Origin of the sequence: Vibrio minamisatsumaniensis (assembly GCF_050337445.1) — a bacterium.
Lineage (GTDB): Bacteria > Pseudomonadota > Gammaproteobacteria > Enterobacterales > Vibrionaceae > Vibrio > Vibrio artabrorum.
The window spans coordinates 1-19,532 of record NZ_JAKJSY010000082.1; the positions used below are offsets into that span (position 1 = coordinate 1).

18 protein-coding genes and 1 pseudogene are annotated in these 19,532 nt (G+C 41.3%); 3 read left to right on the forward strand and 16 right to left on the reverse strand.

What is annotated here, in order from left to right; genetic code table 11:
* Positions 1-1,046: 1,046 nt before the first annotated feature.
* The 4 genes from L4B77_RS16415 to L4B77_RS16430 form a co-directional block, all read right to left on the reverse strand.
* A complete protein-coding gene (locus tag L4B77_RS16415; protein ID WP_429751755.1) occupies positions 1,047-1,280 on the reverse strand; it encodes an RstC protein in 234 nt (77 codons plus the stop codon).
* 67 nt (positions 1,281-1,347) lie between these two features.
* On the reverse strand, positions 1,348-1,701 hold the full coding sequence (locus L4B77_RS16420; protein ID WP_372083476.1) for a hypothetical protein: 354 nt from the start codon (positions 1,699-1,701) through the stop codon (positions 1,348-1,350).
* Complete coding sequence (locus L4B77_RS16425) at positions 1,698-1,979, reverse strand: single-stranded DNA-binding protein (RefSeq protein ID WP_429751757.1); 282 nt, start codon at positions 1,977-1,979, stop codon at positions 1,698-1,700. The genes L4B77_RS16420 and L4B77_RS16425 overlap by 4 nt, the downstream gene beginning before the upstream one ends.
* Before the next feature lie 9 nt (positions 1,980-1,988).
* Entirely contained in the window at positions 1,989-3,131 is a 1,143-nt protein-coding gene (locus L4B77_RS16430; RefSeq protein ID WP_429751759.1) for a phage/plasmid replication protein, II/X family, read from the reverse strand.
* Positions 3,132-3,252: 121 nt separating this feature from the next.
* Between L4B77_RS16430 and L4B77_RS16435 the strand changes: the two genes are divergently transcribed.
* Entirely contained in the window at positions 3,253-3,660 is a 408-nt protein-coding gene (locus L4B77_RS16435; RefSeq protein ID WP_429751761.1) for a helix-turn-helix domain-containing protein, read from the forward strand.
* Positions 3,661-5,023: 1,363 nt separating this feature from the next.
* Here L4B77_RS16435 and L4B77_RS16440 read toward each other — a convergent pair.
* The 5 genes and pseudogenes from L4B77_RS16440 to matP all read right to left on the reverse strand — a co-directional run.
* Positions 5,024-5,200 (reverse strand): annotated as a pseudogene (locus tag L4B77_RS16440) (DUF3693 domain-containing protein); the annotation flags it as partial.
* A 353-nt stretch (positions 5,201-5,553) separates the two neighbouring features.
* Positions 5,554-6,774, reverse strand: a complete 1,221-nt coding sequence (locus L4B77_RS16445; RefSeq protein WP_429751763.1) for a hypothetical protein — start codon at positions 6,772-6,774, stop codon at positions 5,554-5,556.
* 142 nt (positions 6,775-6,916) lie between these two features.
* Positions 6,917-7,228 (reverse strand): hypothetical protein, encoded by a 312-nt coding sequence (locus tag L4B77_RS16450; RefSeq protein ID WP_429751765.1) that lies wholly within the window; start codon positions 7,226-7,228, stop codon positions 6,917-6,919.
* A gap of 107 nt (positions 7,229-7,335) precedes the next feature.
* Positions 7,336-7,641 (reverse strand): DUF3634 family protein, encoded by a 306-nt coding sequence (locus L4B77_RS16455; RefSeq protein WP_429751767.1) that lies wholly within the window; start codon positions 7,639-7,641, stop codon positions 7,336-7,338.
* Positions 7,642-7,664: 23 nt separating this feature from the next.
* The gene (matP, locus tag L4B77_RS16460; protein ID WP_429751769.1) at positions 7,665-8,120 is read right to left on the reverse strand and encodes a macrodomain Ter protein MatP; all 456 of its coding nucleotides are present in this window, start codon (positions 8,118-8,120) and stop codon (positions 7,665-7,667) included.
* A gap of 190 nt (positions 8,121-8,310) precedes the next feature.
* Here matP and L4B77_RS16465 point away from each other — a divergent pair, with 190 nt between their 5' ends.
* The gene (locus L4B77_RS16465; protein WP_429751771.1) at positions 8,311-9,963 is read left to right on the forward strand and encodes an AAA family ATPase; all 1,653 of its coding nucleotides are present in this window, start codon (positions 8,311-8,313) and stop codon (positions 9,961-9,963) included.
* A gap of 70 nt (positions 9,964-10,033) precedes the next feature.
* A complete protein-coding gene (gene fabA, locus L4B77_RS16470; RefSeq protein WP_029223508.1) occupies positions 10,034-10,549 on the forward strand; it encodes a bifunctional 3-hydroxydecanoyl-ACP dehydratase/trans-2-decenoyl-ACP isomerase in 516 nt (171 codons plus the stop codon).
* A gap of 240 nt (positions 10,550-10,789) precedes the next feature.
* Here fabA and rmf read toward each other — a convergent pair whose 3' ends face one another.
* The 7 genes from rmf to pyrD all read right to left on the reverse strand — a co-directional run bounded on the left by rmf (position 10,790) and on the right by pyrD (position 19,431).
* Positions 10,790-10,963, reverse strand: coding sequence for a ribosome modulation factor (gene rmf / locus L4B77_RS16475; protein ID WP_017057234.1), 174 nt, complete (start codon positions 10,961-10,963; stop codon positions 10,790-10,792).
* Positions 10,964-11,120: 157 nt separating this feature from the next.
* Positions 11,121-12,845, reverse strand: a complete 1,725-nt coding sequence (locus L4B77_RS16480; protein ID WP_429751774.1) for a DUF3466 family protein — start codon at positions 12,843-12,845, stop codon at positions 11,121-11,123.
* A 9-nt stretch (positions 12,846-12,854) separates the two neighbouring features.
* Positions 12,855-14,771, reverse strand: coding sequence for an ABC transporter ATP-binding protein (locus L4B77_RS16485; protein WP_261839599.1), 1,917 nt, complete (start codon positions 14,769-14,771; stop codon positions 12,855-12,857).
* On the reverse strand, positions 14,749-15,009 hold the full coding sequence (locus tag L4B77_RS16490) for a glutaredoxin family protein (RefSeq protein WP_290334872.1): 261 nt from the start codon (positions 15,007-15,009) through the stop codon (positions 14,749-14,751). Before L4B77_RS16490 ends, L4B77_RS16485 begins: the two co-directional genes overlap by 23 nt.
* A 25-nt stretch (positions 15,010-15,034) precedes the next feature.
* Complete coding sequence (gene rlmKL, locus L4B77_RS16495; protein WP_048610935.1) at positions 15,035-17,155, reverse strand: bifunctional 23S rRNA (guanine(2069)-N(7))-methyltransferase RlmK/23S rRNA (guanine(2445)-N(2))-methyltransferase RlmL; 2,121 nt, start codon at positions 17,153-17,155, stop codon at positions 15,035-15,037.
* Positions 17,156-17,678: 523 nt separating this feature from the next.
* Positions 17,679-18,227 (reverse strand): cell division protein ZapC, encoded by a 549-nt coding sequence (locus tag L4B77_RS16500; RefSeq protein WP_261839597.1) that lies wholly within the window; start codon positions 18,225-18,227, stop codon positions 17,679-17,681.
* A gap of 193 nt (positions 18,228-18,420) precedes the next feature.
* Positions 18,421-19,431: a quinone-dependent dihydroorotate dehydrogenase gene (gene pyrD / locus L4B77_RS16505; RefSeq protein WP_261839596.1), complete on the reverse strand. Its 1,011-nt coding sequence runs from the start codon at positions 19,429-19,431 to the stop codon at positions 18,421-18,423.
* Positions 19,432-19,532 lie beyond the last annotated feature (101 nt).

Sequence of the window (19,532 nt, forward strand, 5' to 3'; positions counted from 1 at the left end):
TCTCCTAGAGATTATCGATAAATACTGTATAGCCAAAAGCATGCAAGACATTGTAGAAAATGATCATAATACAATTTTAGGGTTCAGGTCTTTTGTTGGAAGAACAAAAGAACTAGCCAAAAAAGACATGCCATAGGCGGAATAAACCGTAGTGACATTCCTGATGTCAGGAGTTAGTTGGGGTGTTACAGGAACCCCAACCCTTCGGGTGACCGATTGAGATTTTGAAGATGACCTTTTGAGGTCATTTTTTTATGTCTGGAGAATTACGAAATGAAGGCCTAGAGGTTATTTAATTTAGGACCCTTCCCCGACGAAACGGGGCCCCTTCCCAAATGAAATAACTCTCTCCCATTCTCCTTCTCACCGTCCTTGCTCAGTCTTCGCCGTCCTTGTTCGTCGTCAAACGTCGAGTAATCGATAGAAACTGTCGCGCAATTAACTATTAAGTAAGCAATAGAATCAGGCGGGTGCTTGACTACTCATTTCCCCTCTACAAGCAAGCTTGTAGTAGTGAAAATCGAGCTTTAATCACAAAAATAAAATTAATATTAATCAAGTGTGTAAGGTTAGAGGCCGCTATTGCTCAGCCTTAAGATGTGTCAAATAATGAATAAGAGCAAATGGTTGCTCATAAAACATCGAGGAAAAAATGACATCAGCAAATCATGACCTACACAAAGTAGATATTTCGATATCAGAGAATATTAACGAACTAAGTAATCAACTAAATGCAGTTTTGGATGAAAGGTCATTCAGAGAAGACATAACAGATAGTACAATCTTGTTACTGGCAAACATGATAGAAACGATACAAAACTTAAAGTTAAAGATAGACTTACTGGAAAGAGAAAGTACCACTACGAATTAGTGCAACTCGTATTATGCAAATTATATTACGGTCTTCAATCGTAAAACGATTCTCCCGATGAGCATTAAAAAAGGCCAGCAAGCTGGCCTTTCTAATTGAGCATATCCCTCGCCCACGTTTGATTTCATTCAGGCTTACAGCAAACCCTCAACATAATTCATGACCATAATACGCACTAAGGCGTAAGTTCTTTCTGAGGGCTGTCTAGCTGCTCTTGAGCCTGAATCTGTGGGTAGATTCGAATAAAGCTAAGCATGCTCTGTAACGTCTCAATTTCTTCCAGCATATGAAATGTCAATTTGTCGCCTATCTCTTCGGTGTAAGCACCGGAGTTTAAGAACGTAGACATGTTGTGAATATCATTAACCTTGTCGGAAACATCCGTTAGCGTGTACTCTTGGAAACTCATAATTAACTCTCGTATAGTTGATTGTGATAGAAGCCCGTAGCTGTTCTAGCAGTTACGGGCTTTGTTATTAGTGTTTAATGGAATCTGCTCTGAATGGATTTGAAGATGGTAAAGACATTCGGTCTTTAAAATCACTTGGAGCTAATACAATGACTTGGCTCCCTAAATCAAAAGCTGCAACAATAATCGCTCGATTCTGTAGTTCTAATCGTTCAATAACCTTTAAGGCGCGAGAAAATCTATTAAAACGCATGGCTTGGTCTGGCAATCGGCACCAGAATTTTTTTATTAAAGAATTACTCTCTTTAAACTTGAGAAGAAAATCATCGTTCTCCGGATTATGAACAAGCCAGCCATGAAAATTAGCGCTATCCGGTAAACCTGCTGCTTTCTTCAATTCTTCAGGTTTAATAACACTCATAACTCAAGCTCCAAAGGTGTGATGATTTTTCCGTACTTCTTTAGCTCCACAGTGCCAAAATTATTAACGATATAAGAAGAGCTATGAAAGGTATAAAATCCGGCTTCATAAGCAGGTTGACCTTCTTCCAGTTGAACCTTGGTAAGCGTTGGGAAACGACCTTGTAGATGTGCATAAGCGTCTTGTTCGTAAATAGTACGTGGTGGCTTGCCGTCTTTCCCTGGCATGGTTCTGGGTGTAACTCTTACGTCTTCTTTGAATACTTCGATTTTTAACATGGTGTTTTCCTATGCGTAGGCTTTGAAAGGTAGAATATTAGTTTCGGCTACAACTGGCATCTTGTACCAAGGCGGAATTTCGAGAGGATGAACCTCGATAACCTCAGAACGCTTTAGAGTTGGACAAATACGACTAGCATCAAACTGTTGACCAATATCTATCCCAATAGATTTAAGTCGAGCTTTATGAATGTAGAAATTAGACTGTGAAAGTAATTGTCTTATATCAGTGCCCTGCTGCCACATAATCGCGTAACTTTGTGTAGCATTTGCGGCTTGTCTGCTTTTAACAGCACCTCGAGATAAGAGCTGGTCAGCAATTGATTGATGCTCATCGTGTGATATGTGTATGGTATTCATAGCGTTCTCAATGTCTTGTAAATGTTGGTAGAAATCTTTTTCGGTTACATTGCCGTAGAACTGTAAATTATGTCGTTTAAGTAATGTTTGTCTTAAGYTGTGCTCTTCACGAACTACTCCAGATAATTCGCAATACTCAATTAATTTAGTAACGTATTCTAAAACCTCAGGTTCAACTCCTTGTTTTTTCTTCTGTGCCTTTAATAAATGTCTCTGTAATTCAACTGCTTTTCTATAAAGMTTATCCATCTGCCAAGTGGAACCTTCACCCCAATTACAAGTATTACCATCTGGATACAATTTTGGTTTGCGCCCTCTTCCTATCTGCATTGAAGATAAACCACGAATGAAAGATTGCTCTTTACCCTTACCTACTGAATGATTTCTAGTCCAATCTATTAGAGTAATTTCAGCACCATTTCCAACCAAAGATGATGATTTACCATCAGCAGATTGACGATGTGAAAAGCGCGTATTTTTTGTAAATGGAGGTAAATCATAAGACGCTAGAACATGGTTATAAATCGAGACACATTCATCGATAGTCTGAAGCCCAAAAAGATTGTCAACACGCTGCCAACGGGATGGATTACCCTCTACACGAACACGAGTTCCGTCGCATCTAATCGTAAGCTTTGTACTGAAAGAACCCTCTAGAACTTTTTGATTAACTGACGGGGGAAGTTTTTCACCAGTATCCAACTCGACTCTCTCTATAACATGACGACCCACAAGAGGAAGATTCCCCTCGTAATGATCTTGTTGCATGAAAAGTTGGTCGATAAAAAACAAATTAAAACCCTGTCAATAGTCTTTCGGTACGAAAAAAATTAATCCTACAAGACTAATTTATCTAATAAGCTAAATATATAGGGTTATAATTGACACTACAAGATTAATTAAGGTAATTATTGTGTCTATAAGCGAGAATCTAAAGAGAATAAGAAGAGATAAGAATTGGACTCAAGGCCAATTAGCTGATGACTGTGGAATAAGGTTGGGGCAGATTTCAAAAATAGAGAGAAACGAAACCGATCCAAAACTGAGCACTTTGTACGCATTAATGAATTCTCTAGAATGCACACCAAATGCATTACTTTCAGATACGGATAAAACAAACTTAGATGGGTTGCTAACAATTGCATTAGAAAGAATGCAAAAGCTCCCAGAAAGAGACAAAAACATTCTCCTAGAGATTATCGATAAATACTGTATAGCCAAAAGCATGCAAGACATTGTAGAAAATGATCATAATACAATTTTAGGGTTCAGKTCTTTTGTTGGAAGAACAAAAGAACTAGCCAAAAAAGACATGCCATAGGCGGAATAAACCGTAGTGACATTCCTGATGTCAGGAGTTAGTTGGGGTGTTACAGGAACCCCAACCCTTCGGGTGACCGATTGAGATTTTGAAGATGACCTTTTGAGGTCATTTTTTTTGAGTGAAATTCCAATATTTGGACAAGAGTCCACTATTAAAGATAGTGGACATTTGAAAAGGAAAGCCCCGACCCCGCGCTACGCTTGCCTCGGTGTTCGGTGGCTTTCTTCGCCCTTTTTCTTCCTGTCGTCTTTGCTCAGTCTTCGCCATCCTCCACTCAGAAACAGGCTAACAAGTAACAGGTAAACTGCCGCGCGATTGACTGAAGTGAATCCTCAAAATAGTGGGCGCTTGGCTACTCATTTCCCCTCTACAAGCAAGCTTATAGCAGTGCAAATTGAGTTAAAATTTAACCCAGTTAAAAATTTGGCTGTTGATAAAGAATTACCGACCCCTTATAGAGGGAAGCTATTTCCTACTCCTTGTTGTTCTACTCCACCACTGCCCTCGATTATTATTTTTCAGTTCTCTTGGGGGATAAACGACATGTCGGATTTGGAAAACCACTACCTTATAGGGAGAGATGAAATGTTTCTAAGATGGTGACTAGTTTTTGGTCTGGGACCAAAAAGGGGAAAACCGCGTCAAATTTGCAAGCTCCTGAAAAGTAATTACTATAGTGAACAGAAATAGATAAACCACCACCTAATAGAGGAGGTATCAAAGAATATGCTTAARAGTTGAGCAGACGAATGAAAATCGCAACAAAATGTTTGCTAGAACAGGAGGAAAAGAGAGATTATAAAACCGAAAAAAATGTGACACAAACTAGAAAGGCCACACCTACTTCGTAGGATGGCCATATTAAGTAGTGGTTAATTAGAGCGTCTCCAAACTATCTAATGCCACTTGTATCAATTGCAACCAAAAAGGAATTGCAAATGAAGAAATTTTTAAAAGCTGTAGCGGTTAGGCTATCAGTCAAAATTCTCTGGGTTTTACTTACAAACATAAACTGGGTTCTTCTAGTGCCAATCTTAACTGACGAAAGTGTTGTACAATTTATGATGGTTTAAATCGTTAATGAATATGGGAGTTCTAGCTCCCATATTTTTATGGTCTTTAATAGTCCATATCATTAAGACTGATATTAGTAAAAATACCGGCATACTGTCAACGTGTTTACTGCAATCTAACGGAAGATAGATTGTAAGCTTAATACGTATTACAGGATTTATGTTACGGGCTTCGTTCTAAAAGCGATTCTCGCTCTTCGCATGTACGCAACAAGTTCCGACAATGAGCAGTTCTCTCGCCCACCCTTTTAAGCTCTCAGGCTTTCAGCAAACCGCTCAACATAAATCTAGATACATAATGCGCACTGAGCTAGTGCTTTATTTGGAGTGGCTGCCATCAACACTAATCCTGCGCAAGTCATTGAAATCGCTTTTAATCCTAGCCCGTTGTACTTTTTTGCAATGTGTGCCCACATCTGCTTAATCTCTGGATTTTCGTTGCGGTCAGCGTGACAACTAAACACTTTAATCCATAGAATCCATTGAATGTGGTTCTGTGTTGAAGTCTGAACATGCTAGCTTCTCTCGTTACCTAGAATTTCCAGTCGCGTCGTGCCTCTCTCTGCATCACTAGTCAGTAGAGATCGACTTTGAATTACTTGTTCGTTAGTTTGTTTTGGCCAATGAACGGTTTATGAAAATTTGCCCCACGGACAGTGTTTCTGACGCGAGCTATGCTGTTCAGGATTCGATTTGCGTTGAGTCTAACTATAGAATCTCGCTCTAAAGTCTTTGTTAAAATGACGATTATAAGTGACAGTGCAACAAAATAGTTATCATGTTCGTTAAGCGTGTTGTGCTCTGCATCTATTGTTTTCTACATCATCGTAGTCAACTTGCCAGGCACTCTACTTCGAAGTTTCGATACCGTCGGAGTGGATATTTGTACAGCCGAGAACCAGTACGGGATATGTTTAACATTAAAAAGGCCGCTGTTATCTAACGCTTCAAATATCGAGAATTTTCTACCTTGAGCGAGCGCTGTGCCATAAACCGTTCGTTCAAGTGCAGGAATATCATTGATTTCTTCAAAAAGAGCCAGTTTTATATACTGATTACTCGGCGTCCAATCTATAAATTCGATAAGCCTTTCCAGTAACTTAAGCTCCAATTGCTCTACCATGGCTTCAAGGAACTTGGTGTTTGGAAGAACTTCTGTACAAGCATAATATTCATCATGTCTGTCACTGGCATCTCGATATCCGAGCATAGTTTTAACCAATGCATCTTCAAACGTTGAAGTAAAGTGGTTACAAATCAGAAATAAAGGCAGCACTCTTAACACTCCGAGAAGGATCCCAACATCAGGATTTTTAACTGTTGTCTCTTCAAGTCGAATACGTGTGGCATTGGCTGTGACGACTAAATGTTGCCAAACTTTAGGCGTGATATGCTTGATGTTATTGTCATTCCACTTAATCAATTGCTGGCTCATGAGTAACGGAAATAGTAAGCGGCAATTATCTATGCCTATCTGTCGAGCAGCCACTTTAGGATCTAAGACTATCTTGGATTTCTTACCGTATTTTTCAGTGAACTCACGGTTGGAAACAAATTCATTTAAGCTCATGCTCAATGTTCTGCTTTTTGCTGATATTTCATGGAGTTTAGGAAAGCTTAAGGATGGAGAATAAGCCACACTCGCAAATTGATTATAATCGGGTAAATGTGTGAACAACGAGCTAATTAAGGTTCCTTGAAGCTTTGCAAGCATAAGCTCAGATGCGGTATTGCTGACATCATCGATGACGTAGCGCAATGTTTGCTGTTTCGCGGCCACTTTTTCGCGGCGAGCATTAACTCTATCCTGTTCACAACGCAATAAAATACGTTGATTGTAAGAGACTCGATCAGACTCATCAAATATGACGCTATCACAATACCGATTTTCTAAACTCAGTAACGAGTCGACTGTTGACTGGTCAAGCTTATACTCCGATGAGATGAGCCATCGGCTGAAACGTGCTTCAACATTGATAGAGACCTTTCTCGATATCTCAATCACCTCAGCCGAATGATTCCTACTATCTAACAACAACCTAACGTCTCCTTAACCAAAAATATTTTTGCCTCCATATTTTGTCTTTATAATAAACGTTATATTAATAGAAGTTAGAGATGGGTTCACGAAATTGTTTTAGTGAAATCAGAAACTGCAAGTTATAGTGCTCTAAGGTGAGTTATTCAGTTAAGTGGAGGCGAATGTACTTTTCGGGAAAACTGTATTTGTACTTTTTCCTTTTAGGTAAATAATTTTTCGCATGCTTACACGCTTTGCTATCGCCAGATGCCCTAACCTTTTTAATTTTCGCATAGCCTTTCGAATGCCTCATCTCAATCATCAGATCACAATAACCATTAAGTTCAACATTATTTTTATTGAGGCCTTTAATAATAGAGGCTTTTATCTTTTGTGCTACAGGGTTAATTAGTGCGTCATCGGAAACGACAACTGAAGATAAGAAATAGAACAAAAATACTAGATATCTCATAACGTTCTCTATTTATGATAAAAGTAGAGGACAGTATGACGGCGGTTTCAGTGGGTTGAGGACCAACAAAGTATGACAAATTCAAGCCTAGGTGTAACTTTCAGCCGTTATGCCCGCTTTGACCCTGCTTTAAAGCCATTGTGTGGAAACACGTTGCGAATACGTTGTTGTACACTTTTAGGTATATCTTTAGTGAACTTGAGATGGTAGCCAGAACGCTTAGCATAGACTTTAAGTTGCCCTTTAAAGGCATTCTGATGACCAATGGCTTGAAGGTTATGCTTGAAACCCGGTGGGAGGTGTCCTTTAACCTGTTCGATAGATCCATCATTGAATTTTATTTTTAACACGGGTCTATCAATGGCTACGAGCCAAAAAACCACTATTGCGCCAATTAAAATTACGTACATCATAATACCACCACTACCGTTGATGATTATTTGTCGTCAAAAAGAAGCTTACTCAGGTCTTCTTTGATACTAGTCACTTTCTTACTTGCTTGTTCACTACGAGAGGCCTCACTCACCAAATACTCAATGGCATCTGATAACGTGCAATCCAACTCATTCGCTCGTTGTGAAAGCTTTTCCCATACACGATAATCAAGGTCAATCGATTTTTTCTTGGTATGGACTTGTTCTGCATTAAAATGACGTTTTCGCTTCGCTCTGATCGCTTGTTTTAGCTTGTTATCGATCTCAGGAGCCATGTTGTTTGAGACCCACTCAAGAACACCAGTGGGTTGATGCTCTAACTTGAGTAAGGCTTGCACGGCAACGTCAGCTTCACTTGAATCAATATGGCAGGTGATAGATTCACCTTCTTTCCATTTCTTGACTAGATATTTCCATTTCCAACCACATTCTAAGTTTTCAAGCTGCTGATATTTCATGTCTCATCTCGATATTTGCTCCAGGTGACAGCGTAACCCAAAAAGTGCGGGGTAACAATTTATTGTCTTCAAAGAATAGACCAAGATCATACTTATATGCGGTCAGTAACGAGTAAGTGCAACATAGAACTACAAGCGAGATCAGTTTTTCTATATACTCCCTACCTTATTATCTCAATCAGAAAACTAAATGACTCAAGTAGATTGGCGACATGTTACGCCTCAGTACGACGAATATAGCGCTCAATTAGAGCAATTCCCCGACATTTCGCCTCTCGCATTTTCAAGCATTCAACACAGATTCAGAGACGCATTAGTCCGCTTTGTCCGTTTATCTAACCTTTCTCGTGTTTTACTTGTAAACGCTTCCGATAATTCTATTTATCGTCAAATGATTGYTGAATCTTTAATCTCTGAATTAGATGATCCTACTCAGCCGGTTATAAAAACTGAATCTTTAAATGCGGTATGTCTATTTGATCAAGTGCAATCAAAAGACGGTAAGATTATCGCGACAAAACCGGGGTTACTGGCAAGGGCAAACAACGGCTACTTGATCGTTTCTGCTAACTTGATATTAGCGAACCCTGGCAGCTGGCTGTTATTAAAATCAGCCCTACTTGGTGAAGCGATAGAGCCGATCAGTAGTAACCCTGAACACCTAAACCAATCATCTACATTGCCTCTTACCTACAACATTAAGCTCATTGTTGTCGGAGACAGAGCACAATTAGGTGATCTTGACTACCTCGACAGCGATATTCAAACGGGTTTTTGTCTATTTAGCGAAATTGAACAAGACATCAAACTTTCCCACGATACGCTCCCTCAATACCTTGGTTATCTTAAATGGTTGCAACAGCGCTATAAGCTTCCAAAGATTACACAGCAAGCATTGACGGCCATTCTTACCTCTGGGGCCAGAGAGACCGAGGACCAAAGTTATATTCCACTTTGTCCTATTTGGCACAATGCATTATTGAGTGAGGCATTGGTTGAAGCAGACAACGGTGACATTGATATTGAGCATATCCAATTAGCACAGCAGCATAAATACAACCGTGAATCTTATCTGCCAGAGCGTGCTCTTGATGATATCAGAGATGGGCAAGTTATAATCGAAACCGAAGGAGAACAAGTTGGTCAAGTCAACGGCCTTACCGTTATCGATGTTCCAGGACACCCTATATCTTATGGTGAACCGGCGCGAATTTCGTGTGTTATTCACTTTGGCGATGGTGATATTGCCGATGTTGAACGAAAGGCTGAGCTTGGTGGAAACCTTCACGCTAAAGGCATGATGATCATGCAAGCTTTCTTAAGCAGCTCTATGAATTTAGAAGACCCCTTTCCATATTCTGCTTCTGTCGTGTTTGAACAGTCATATTGCGAAGTTGATGGTGACAGTGCCTCGCTTGCAGAGCTGTGTTCTTTGGTGAGCGCTCTATCTGAATACCCAATCAATCAACAAATTGCTGTGACAGGCGCTGTTGATCAGTTTGGTCGAGTGCAAGCCGTCGGTGGGTTAAATGAAAAGATCGAAGGCTTTTATCATGTTTGTAAACATCATGGGCTAACTGGCGAACAAGGCGTGATTCTTCCAAGATCTAACTTAAGACATCTAGCTCTTAAGCCTGACCTGATTGAAAGCATAAAAAACAAAGAATTTCACATTTGGTCAGTCTCTAATGTAGATGAAGCAATTCCTCTCATCATGAACAAACCATTTAGAGACGATGAACAAGAAAGCGTTCTAAGCAAAATAGCAGAACGTATTGAAAATTTTGAAAGACATGAACCCCCTATTGGAATTGTTGAACGCATTAGAAACTGGTTTGTCTAGTACTGATCGGACTTGTTTAGCGTACACCTGTTCACTAATATGCACCTATCAAAAATCGGAGTAATTGATAATGCAAAACAAACGTGATTCTTACACTCGCGAAGAGCTTCTAGCATCAAGCCAAGGCGAACTATGGCCAGAAGGTCCTCAACTACCAGCACCCAACATGTTGATGATGGACCGCATCACTAAAATGTCTGAAACTGAAGGTGATTTCGGTAAAGGTTTGATTCTTGCTGAGCTGGATATTACTCCTGACCTATGGTTCTTTGATTGCCACTTTCCTGGTGATCCTGTAATGCCTGGTTGCCTCGGCCTAGACGCAATGTGGCAGCTTGTTGGCTTCTACCTTGGTTGGGTTGGCGGCAAAGGTAAAGGCCGTGCTCTGGGTGTTGGTGAAGTGAAATTCACTGGCCAAATTTTACCGACTGCTAAAAAAGTCACTTACGAAATTCACATGAAACGTGTGGTTAACCGTCGCCTTGTTATGGGCCTTGCTGACGGTCGCGTACTTGTAGATGGTAAAGAAATCTATGTGGCTAAAGATTTGAAAGTTGGCCTTTTCCAAGATACGTCAGCGTTTTAGTTTAATCGTATTTTTTAATAAAGCAGCTAATGGCTGCTTTATTTTTACATCRATACATTTAGTTATAGTGCATTAAGTGGTGACAAATATCCTTACTTAGTGCTGTATCCACCCGTTATGTTACTAAATCGCTTTAAAACCATTCATTCTAAAGTTTAATGTAGCTCATAAACCAACAAGGCTCTAACTGTTGTTGCTCACAACAGTTAGAGCCTTGACCTTCGAATATGTTCGCCCTATCTACTTATAGAGACCTGAATGCTTATCATCTTTGGCATCACGCCAACCACCGAGCCAATAAGACCGAGAGTCCATTTGGCTGTATGGGCAAGCTTCTTGCGACCTACCATTTAAACCAGCTTTGTAGCCTTGAGATTGTGCTCGTTCTAGTCGATCACGCTTTTGTCTCTTCATAGTGCAGTCCTCATACGGGTGTTGATTAACTAACATATAATGATTACAGCTTTGCGGAGTTTTAATTCCAATATAAAGAATTGACCAATTTTTAAATTTTCTCAAGGTGAAAAAAAGCCCGAGTCCAGAATTGTGAACTCGGGCTCAAGAGATAAAATTATTTAAATTTTCGACGGAACCCTAACAAGCCAAGAACAGTCAAAGTAAACCAGCCCAGACTACCGCCTTGGCGACCGACTTTCTCAGTATCAGTGCTACGTGGCTGTATATCAGCTTTTGTATTGCCAGCAATTGGGATTAGCTTAACCGCAACCACTTCTTCAACCGCGTTAGAGGCAGCACCACCACAGTATGAGTTGTGAGATGTTGTATCGTATGCTTGTTCAGAATCTCCTTTACCATCTCCATCTGTATCAAGCATGCATTTAATAGCTGTCGCAGAAATCACACCGGCATCATTAATATCTGTTGCATCAATAATTCGGAACTTGTTGTTATCTCCCGAAGCGTTGCCATCATTGGTGAGATCATCGAGCCACCAAGCCTGACCATTGAAGATATCTACACGACGCTCATTTTTCGACGACTTAACTTCGTATGGGTAAATAAAGCCTCGATGCCTACGTTCACTGCCATCGACTTCACGAATCGTTTCAGCATCAACTTGACCAACAATTTCATTATAGTTATTGACCGCTTTAGCTTCACCACTCGCACCATTAAAGAAGATACCACCGGATAAAAATGTCGCGGTTGGTGTTGATGCAGATGCGTCAGGTACAACAAATATTTTGTTACCCGCACTGCCTTTTTCTGGCACATAACCGTTACGCTTAGCATAACCAACAGCAAGCAAATTATCGTTGATGTCAGTTGCAACGGAGTTACTGTATCGAGCATCGTCGTTTGAAGACCCAGACTTAACTTCTGCGCCACTGATAATTTTAGTTGTCCATGTATTACTGCTGTCAGCTAAATCCAAAGATTTACTAATGAATATAGAAGCATTCATATCTTGGAGGCTTCCACTGCCATTGGCCGTATTATAACCGACACCATAGAATATAGACTTAGACTCATCAATCGCGATTGATCGCATACTACCTTGGGCAAAGAAATCACCTTCTTGAGCGTTACCACTTCTTACCCAATCAATGTCTTGTGTTGTTGTACCGTCCCAGATCGCGGCTTTAGAACTAAACGTTGTATCTGAAGTGTTTGTTGTAGGTCCTTTCTTAGAGACACTACCTACATTATATACCGTGCCATTACTTGTCTTTATCGCTTGCCAAGCACGAGTTTCCGAAGTACCTGTAGGCCCACTTGGAGTTGTGAACATCGCATTATGTCGGATATCGCCTTCAGATTTGATGCCTAACGGTTTAGCGTCAATATCTAAAGCGTTGATTACTGTATTACGACTTTCATATGTACTTCCACCTTCGATAAAGGCTTTAGCATTAACATAACTTAAGTTGCGCTCTTTATCCCAAGTGCTCCAATGTTCATCGGCCAAACTTTCACATGTTGAGTATTTAAGCTCACGTCGACAATAATCATAAAAGTCGTCTCTGTCTTGAATATATTGAAATGCCGCATCCATAGCGAAAGGCACTTCTTCACGATAACTCACACCTTCAATAGCATTACGAGTTTCACCAGCTAGCTTAAAGCTATCACACGCAACACCACCAACAGTATCAGTAGTGAAACAACTCTCTGTTCCAGAAACAGTCGCTGGCTGAATTGCAACACCAAAGATTTCAGATGCACCCGTAATAGAAGGCGTGACTTCAACGACCTTGTAAAGTGCGGCATTCGCGTTAGTTGCAGCAAAAACGAATGCTGCAACTGTGGTTAATTTAAATTTAGTACACGTCATTATTACTTCTTAACTTTCCTGTTGTAGTGCTTCGAGCTCTTCCCAACGCTCAAAAGCAACGTCAAGCTCCTGCTCGGCTGCAGATAGCTTATCTAAAACGGGTTGTGTCTGCTCTACAGATTTTGAAAAGAAGCTAGGATCATTGACTTCTTGCTGAAGAGTTTCAATTTGAGTTTCCAATTCTTCTAAACGCATTGGTAGCGCTTCGAGTTCTCGTTGTAGCTTATACGATAACTTCTTAGGTTTAGCCTTAACTGGCGCAGTTTTGGGAGTTTCCTCAACTACTTTCTCAGGCTTTGATGGCTTTTCAACCTGTCGGTACTCTAATGCTTGCTTTCTTTGCTGCTGAGCATCGTGGTAACCACCAACAAATTCCTCAATAACGCCATTGCCTTCAAAGATCCAACTTGTCATAACCGTGTTATCTACAAACTGACGATCGTGGCTCACTAAAAGAAGCGTACCCTCATAGTTGGCAAGCAAATCTTCTAAAAGTTCCAAAGTTTCGATATCTAGATCGTTGGTTGGCTCATCGAGAATCAATAAGTTATTCGATTTAAGGAAAATCCGAGCCAATAGAAGACGGTTTTTCTCACCACCGGACAACGCTTTAACCGGTGTACGAGCACGTTTAGGCGAGAACAAGAAATCTTGCAAATAACTCAGTGCATGACGCTCACGCCCGCCAACCGTCACTTCTTGCTTACCATCCGCTAAGTTATCAATTACAGACTTTTCTGGGTCTAGAATTTCGCGGTATTGGTCGAAGTAAGCCACTTCAAGCTTGGTACCACAATGCAGACGACCTGAATCTGGCTTAAGCTGGTCAAGAAGCAGCTTGAGTACCGTACTCTTACCACAACCATTTGGCCCGATAAGTGCGATACGATCACCGCGCATGATGTTGAAGCTGAAGTCTTTAACAATCTCTTTGCCTTCGAAGCCAAAGTTTAGATTCTCTGCTTCAAATACGATTTTACCTGAGCGTGAAGATGTATCGATTTGGATGTTCGCTTTACCCTGCACTTCACGACGCGCTTGGCGCTCTTCACGTAATTTTTTAAGCGCACGAACACGGCCTTCATTACGCGTACGACGCGCTTTAATGCCCTGACGAATCCATACTTCTTCTTGAGCTAGCTTCTTATCGAATTCAGCGTTCTGCATCTCTTCAACACGTAACGCTTCTTCTTTATCTAACAAGTAGTTGTCATAGTCACCCGGGAAAGAACTCAGTTTGCCGCGATCAAGATCAACGATGCGAGTTGCCATCGATTTAATGAACGCACGGTCATGCGAGATAAAGATGATTGAACCACGGAAGTCTTTCAGGAAGCCTTCTAACCATTCGATTGTCGCAACATCCAAGTGGTTAGTCGGTTCGTCGAGTAGAAGCACGTCTGGGTCACATACAAGCGCACGAGCAAGCGCCGCTTTACGCTGCCAACCACCAGATAAATCAGTCAGTTTTGTCTCAGCCGTCAGTTTAAGCGCCGCCATTACGTTACTTACGCGATCTTCAAAGCGCCATGCGTTCGCATGATCCAGTTGCTCTTGCACACGAGTAAGACGGTTTAGGTTCTTTTCACTCGGGTCAGTACCGATGAGATCCAGAAGATCATGGTAGATCTTCAACTGTTCGCCGATTTCCGCTAGGCCACCAGCAACGTAATCATAAACGGTACCTTCTTCATTACGCGGGGGATCTTGCTCAAGGCGAGATACAACCACATCTTGTGTGATTTGCATCTTGCCGTCGTCCATGATGATGTTCCCAGACAGGATTTTCATCAATGTCGACTTACCTGCGCCATTGCGCCCTACTAAACACACACGTTCGTTTTCTTGCAGTGCAAAGTCCGCACGATCTAATAACGGGTGATCGCCAAACGCTAATTGCCCATTATGAATTGTAAGTAATGCCATTCTTCTTTAACCAATCATTAAGTTCTAACAAGCCAAATGGCCAGTTAAGCTCTGAGCTTTGAGAAAAGTCAGAGCTTTCAAATTTGAGCACCGGAATAGTGACCCCGTAACGGGAAAAGAGCGCATCATCAAATGCAATGTCGACAACGTCGACGTGATGGCTAATGTTTAACTGTTCCGTGAGTTGGAATGCCATCTCACATAGATGGCACCCTTCTGTACTGTAGAGAGTCAGCACACTATATCCTTATACAATCTCTTAACTACTTATGAGTAATCAACCAGCAGTTATGAATGTGCTTATTGCGAGAGAAGTCCAATGGAAGCGTCTTAGCTGAGATATTCTGAGCTTTAAGACCTAACGCTTCTAGACCTTCTAGATCCATTTTGAAGTGACGCTTGTTGTTAGAGAACACAATCGTGCCTTCTTCACGAAGCAGACGCTTAAGGTTTTCCATCAACTGAATGTGATCACGTTGAACATCGAAAGATTGATCCATACGCTTAGAGTTTGAGAACGTTGGCGGATCAATAAAGATCAGGTCGTAAGAACCCTGCTCTTTAACCAACCACTGTAAGCAGTCAGCTTGAACAAACTGATGTTGACGACCAACTCGACCGTTAAGCTCCATGTTCTGTTTTGCCCACTCAAGGTAAGTGTTAGACATATCAACCGTTGTTGTAGAGCGTGCACCACCGACAGCTGCATGAACAGATGCACTGCCCGTGTAAGCAAACAGGTTGAGGAAGTCTTTGCCAGCAGCCATCTCACCGATACGGCGACGAGTGATCTTATGATCTAAGAACAAGCCTGTATCTAGATAATCATGAAGATTAACAATCAACTTAACGCCGTATTCGTTCACTTCTAGGTTAGATGAGTCTTGAGCCATTTTTTGATATTGAGAACGGCCTTTCTGCTTCTGACGAACCTTAAGAACCACGTTGTTTGCTTCAACGCCAGTGACTTGAATAGAAGCACGGATAATATCGGTGAGACGACGTTTAGCTTTGTCTTCCGGTACATCTTTAGGCGCAGCGTATTCTTGAATCACAAGGTGCCCTGGGTATACGTCAATCGCTACATTGTATTCTGGTAAGTCAGCATCGTAGATACGGTAACAATCTAATTGCTCTTTCTTAGCCCACTTGCCAATTTTACCGATGTTCTTTTTAAGACGGTTTGCAAAGTCAGGCGCAATCAGCTGTTCTTGTTCGCCCGTTGGACGTTCTGACATCGGACGATCTGAAATTGAGTAGTTCTTTTGGTGACACGGTAACGCACCGTTGTTCAATTTGAACTGTTTGTCTGCACGCATGCGTAAGCAGCTCAGTAGTTCGTCTGAACTAGAGAAAATCGACGCGTTACAACCGCCAAATTCCGCTTTAAGCTGCGCGCCGAATGCTGTGTAAAGAGCAATAAGACCCGGCTCTGTACCAAGACGCTCACCATATGGAGGGTTAGAAACAATCACACCATCAGTAAACTCGGTAGGACGCTTAAGTTTTGCCGCATCACCTACTTCGAATTCAATCAACTCTTCAACACCAGCACGACGAGCATTGTCACGCGCTGTTTTGATCATGCGTTCGTCATTGTCATAGCCATAGAACTTACATTCTACTTTCTTTACGCCACGACGGCCTTGAACGTTCGCTTCAGCTTTCACTTCAGCCCAAAGCTCTGGTTCGAAATCTTCTAGTGATTCAAAACACCACTTCTGGCGTTTAACACCTGGAGCCATGTTGGCAGCCATCATTGCCGCTTCAATCACTAACGTACCTGAACCACACATAGGGTCTAGGAAAGGCTTAGTCGCATCCCAGCCACTACGAAGAAGAATCGCTGCAGCAAGTGTTTCACGCAAAGGTGCGCGACCTGACTCTGGACGGTAACCACGTTGATGAAGACCGCTTCCCACCATATCAACACCAAGAATCGCTTTATCACGATGTAGACGAACATGAATTCGAATGTCTGGGTTCTCTTTACTGATAGAAGGACGAGGTAGAGATTTCTTCTCGAAGCAATCCACAACGGCATCTTTTACTTTCATCGCACCGTATTGGCTATTACGGATTTCGTTGTTCGTACCATTGAAGTCAACAACGAAACGCTTAGAGCTATGGAATTGGTTTACCCAGTTAACCGCGGTGGTTGATAGATAAAGATCCATATCATCCATACACGTGAATTCTGAAAGGACACGTACAAATCGAGAAGCCAAACGGCTCCACAAACAACAACGATAAATTTGCTCATTGGTGGCTTTGAATTTAACACCTGCTTGAACAGGCTTTGCGTTTGTAATCCCTAATTGGGTGAGTTCTTCAACTAATAAATTCTCAAGGCCGTTTGAGGTAACCGCTAGATATTGATTCATAGTGTTCTTTTATTGGTAAAAATGAGTTCGATTATACCTGATTTTGCTACTAGAACATCACACTAAACTCGTCTTTTCATTGAATCTTTCGACTAACTGCTTAGCAAACACTCAACGCTGAAGCGTTCGCTTACCCGTCATCCCTTACAACACGTTCACTCTCAATGTTATAGAAACAACACACATCCTTAATCTCTAACCACGAAGTGAATTTATATTCACCTCATTTTTGGTATATACCAGACAGAAATTAAAGCTGAAAGTTTCCAACAAAAGCCCTCAAACAGGGAATAAAAAGAGGGGATCTACGATTGATAGTCAGAGAATTGGCCGAAATTGAGGTTAAAAAAGACACATTTATTACGTATTAGATGAGGGAACAACGTCATTTAAATGAATAAACCATGCCGTACCTGTTGAAATAGTCTTTTTTAAGCACAAAAAAATCGGCTATTCAGCCGATTATGAGGAAGAGATGTTGCTTTGCGTCGTGGTCTTTGGAAATGATGCTCTAGATTGGCGGTTAGCCTACCATTGCAATAGGCGTTTGATGAAGGATAGCGTTCGCGTCTATCATTCTATCGTGCATGACTTTAATCGAATCACCAAAGCGTAACCCTTTTGAAGGTGTAAGCAGAAACTCTTCTAGGTCGACAAATGCACATAGGCTCGCACACTCTCCCACTTCTAATACAATGAAATACCCTAAGCTATGCTCATTATTCATTTGTACAATATCCCCTTCTTGAGGGCATTCATGGCCTGTACCTTGTAAATCGAAGAACCAGCTCTTTGGCTGCACAGGCTTATGGAAACGCTTTGCAGCCACGCAATACAGAGCGAGTTCGGCTTGGCGTGGCTCAGACAGTTCTAAGCCCGAAATTTGTTCTTTAAAGGTTTGATAAGATGAGGCATCATCGACAGTGAATTGATTATTTTTAAACGCGCAGTCCACCAGCTTGTTGCGAACCAGATTCGTTTTAAAAATCATCTCCTCTCCGAGATCTAGCATCAATGAACATTGCTGCTCATCGTAATACCAACTCCATGTATCGCTAGGTTTAAGCATCATTTCGTCTCACACTGTTGAACCATTCAGTTAGGTAAAACGCAAAATTACCTTCAATTACGATAATTCTACTAAGCAATAGGCAAAAAAAAAGAGGAAATGAATTCCTCTTTCTTATCGCTTTTCTCTATAACTCAATGAGTGACAGTGTCTCTTTTTTCAAGGTGATACCGTAATATAGATTTTCCTATAAAGACTATAGATTTTTAACGATGTCACGAACCAGGCCTGGACCTTTATAGATAAAACCAGAGTAAACTTGGACAAGCTTTGCGCCAGCCATCAGTTTCTCTTTTGCTGAAACATAAGAGTCAACACCACCTACCCCAATGATCGGTAGTTGATCACCCAACTCTTCATAAAGTTTGCGAACCACTTCTGTGCTGCGCAATTGAACCGGACGTCCACTAAGACCCCCCGCCTCGTCGCAATGCTTCATACCCTCAACGATACTGCGATCCAATGTTGTGTTTGTTGCGATCACACCATCGATCTTGTTTTTGATTAGCGATCCACAAATTTGGCTAATTTCATCGTCACTGAGATCCGGAGCAATCTTAAGAGCAAGAGGAACATATTTACCATGCTTCTCTTCGAGTTCTGATTGTTTTGCTTTAAGTTCAGACAACAGCTCATCTAGGGCCTCACCGTACTGTAAAGAACGAAGTCCTGGAGTGTTTGGTGAAGAGATGTTCACAGCAATGTAGCCTGCGTATTGATATACCTTCTCCATACAGATTAAGTAATCTTCTGCGCCCTTTTCAATTGGTGTGTCTTTATTTTTACCGATATTGATACCTAAGATGCCATCATAGTTTGACTTCTTAACATTCTCAATCAGGTTATCAACGCCAAGGTTATTAAAACCCATACGATTGATAATACCTTCAGCTTCAATTAGACGAAATATGCGAGGTTTGTCGTTACCTGTTTGTGGGCGCGGAGTGACCGTTCCTACTTCGACGAAACCAAAACCCATAGCGCCAAATGCATCGATACATTCGCCGTTTTTATCTAGGCCTGCAGCAAGGCCAACTGGGTTTTTAAAAGTAAGACCCATGCACTCTACAGGTCGATGAGGTAATTTTTGGCGATACAAAAGATCAATAGGTGTGCCAGTGAAGCGCTTGAAATTTTGAATTGCAAGATCATGTGCCTTTTCGGCATCAAGTTGGAAAAAGCCAGTTCTGGCTAGACGGTAAAGCATTGTGCCTCCGATAGAAAAAAGCCCCGTGTAAACGGGGCGTTATTATTTACTTATTTAGTCAACTATTCAATCAATTACTGTCTGTAGGGGTAATATAATCC

Excerpts from the sequence above, each read along its gene's own strand:
- L4B77_RS16415 (WP_429751755.1), bottom strand. The coding sequence starts at position 1,280 with ATGAGTTTCCAAGAGTACACGCTAACGGATGTTTCCGACAAGGTTAAT.
- L4B77_RS16420 (WP_372083476.1), bottom strand. The coding sequence starts at position 1,701 with ATGAGTGTTATTAAACCTGAAGAATTGAAGAAAGCAGCAGGTTTACCG.
- L4B77_RS16425 (WP_429751757.1), bottom strand. The coding sequence starts at position 1,979 with ATGTTAAAAATCGAAGTATTCAAAGAAGACGTAAGAGTTACACCCAGA.
- L4B77_RS16450 (WP_429751765.1), bottom strand. The coding sequence starts at position 7,228 with ATGAGATATCTAGTATTTTTGTTCTATTTCTTATCTTCAGTTGTCGTT.
- L4B77_RS16455 (WP_429751767.1), bottom strand. The coding sequence starts at position 7,641 with ATGATGTACGTAATTTTAATTGGCGCAATAGTGGTTTTTTGGCTCGTA.
- matP (WP_429751769.1), bottom strand. The coding sequence starts at position 8,120 with ATGAAATATCAGCAGCTTGAAAACTTAGAATGTGGTTGGAAATGGAAA.
- fabA (WP_029223508.1), top strand. The coding sequence starts at position 10,034 with ATGCAAAACAAACGTGATTCTTACACTCGCGAAGAGCTTCTAGCATCA.
- rmf (WP_017057234.1), bottom strand. The coding sequence starts at position 10,963 with ATGAAGAGACAAAAGCGTGATCGACTAGAACGAGCACAATCTCAAGGC.
- L4B77_RS16480 (WP_429751774.1), bottom strand. The coding sequence starts at position 12,845 with ATGACGTGTACTAAATTTAAATTAACCACAGTTGCAGCATTCGTTTTT.
- L4B77_RS16485 (WP_261839599.1), bottom strand. The coding sequence starts at position 14,771 with ATGGCATTACTTACAATTCATAATGGGCAATTAGCGTTTGGCGATCAC.
- rlmKL (WP_048610935.1), bottom strand. The coding sequence starts at position 17,155 with ATGAATCAATATCTAGCGGTTACCTCAAACGGCCTTGAGAATTTATTA.
- L4B77_RS16500 (WP_261839597.1), bottom strand. The coding sequence starts at position 18,227 with ATGATGCTTAAACCTAGCGATACATGGAGTTGGTATTACGATGAGCAG.
- pyrD (WP_261839596.1), bottom strand. The coding sequence starts at position 19,431 with ATGCTTTACCGTCTAGCCAGAACTGGCTTTTTCCAACTTGATGCCGAA.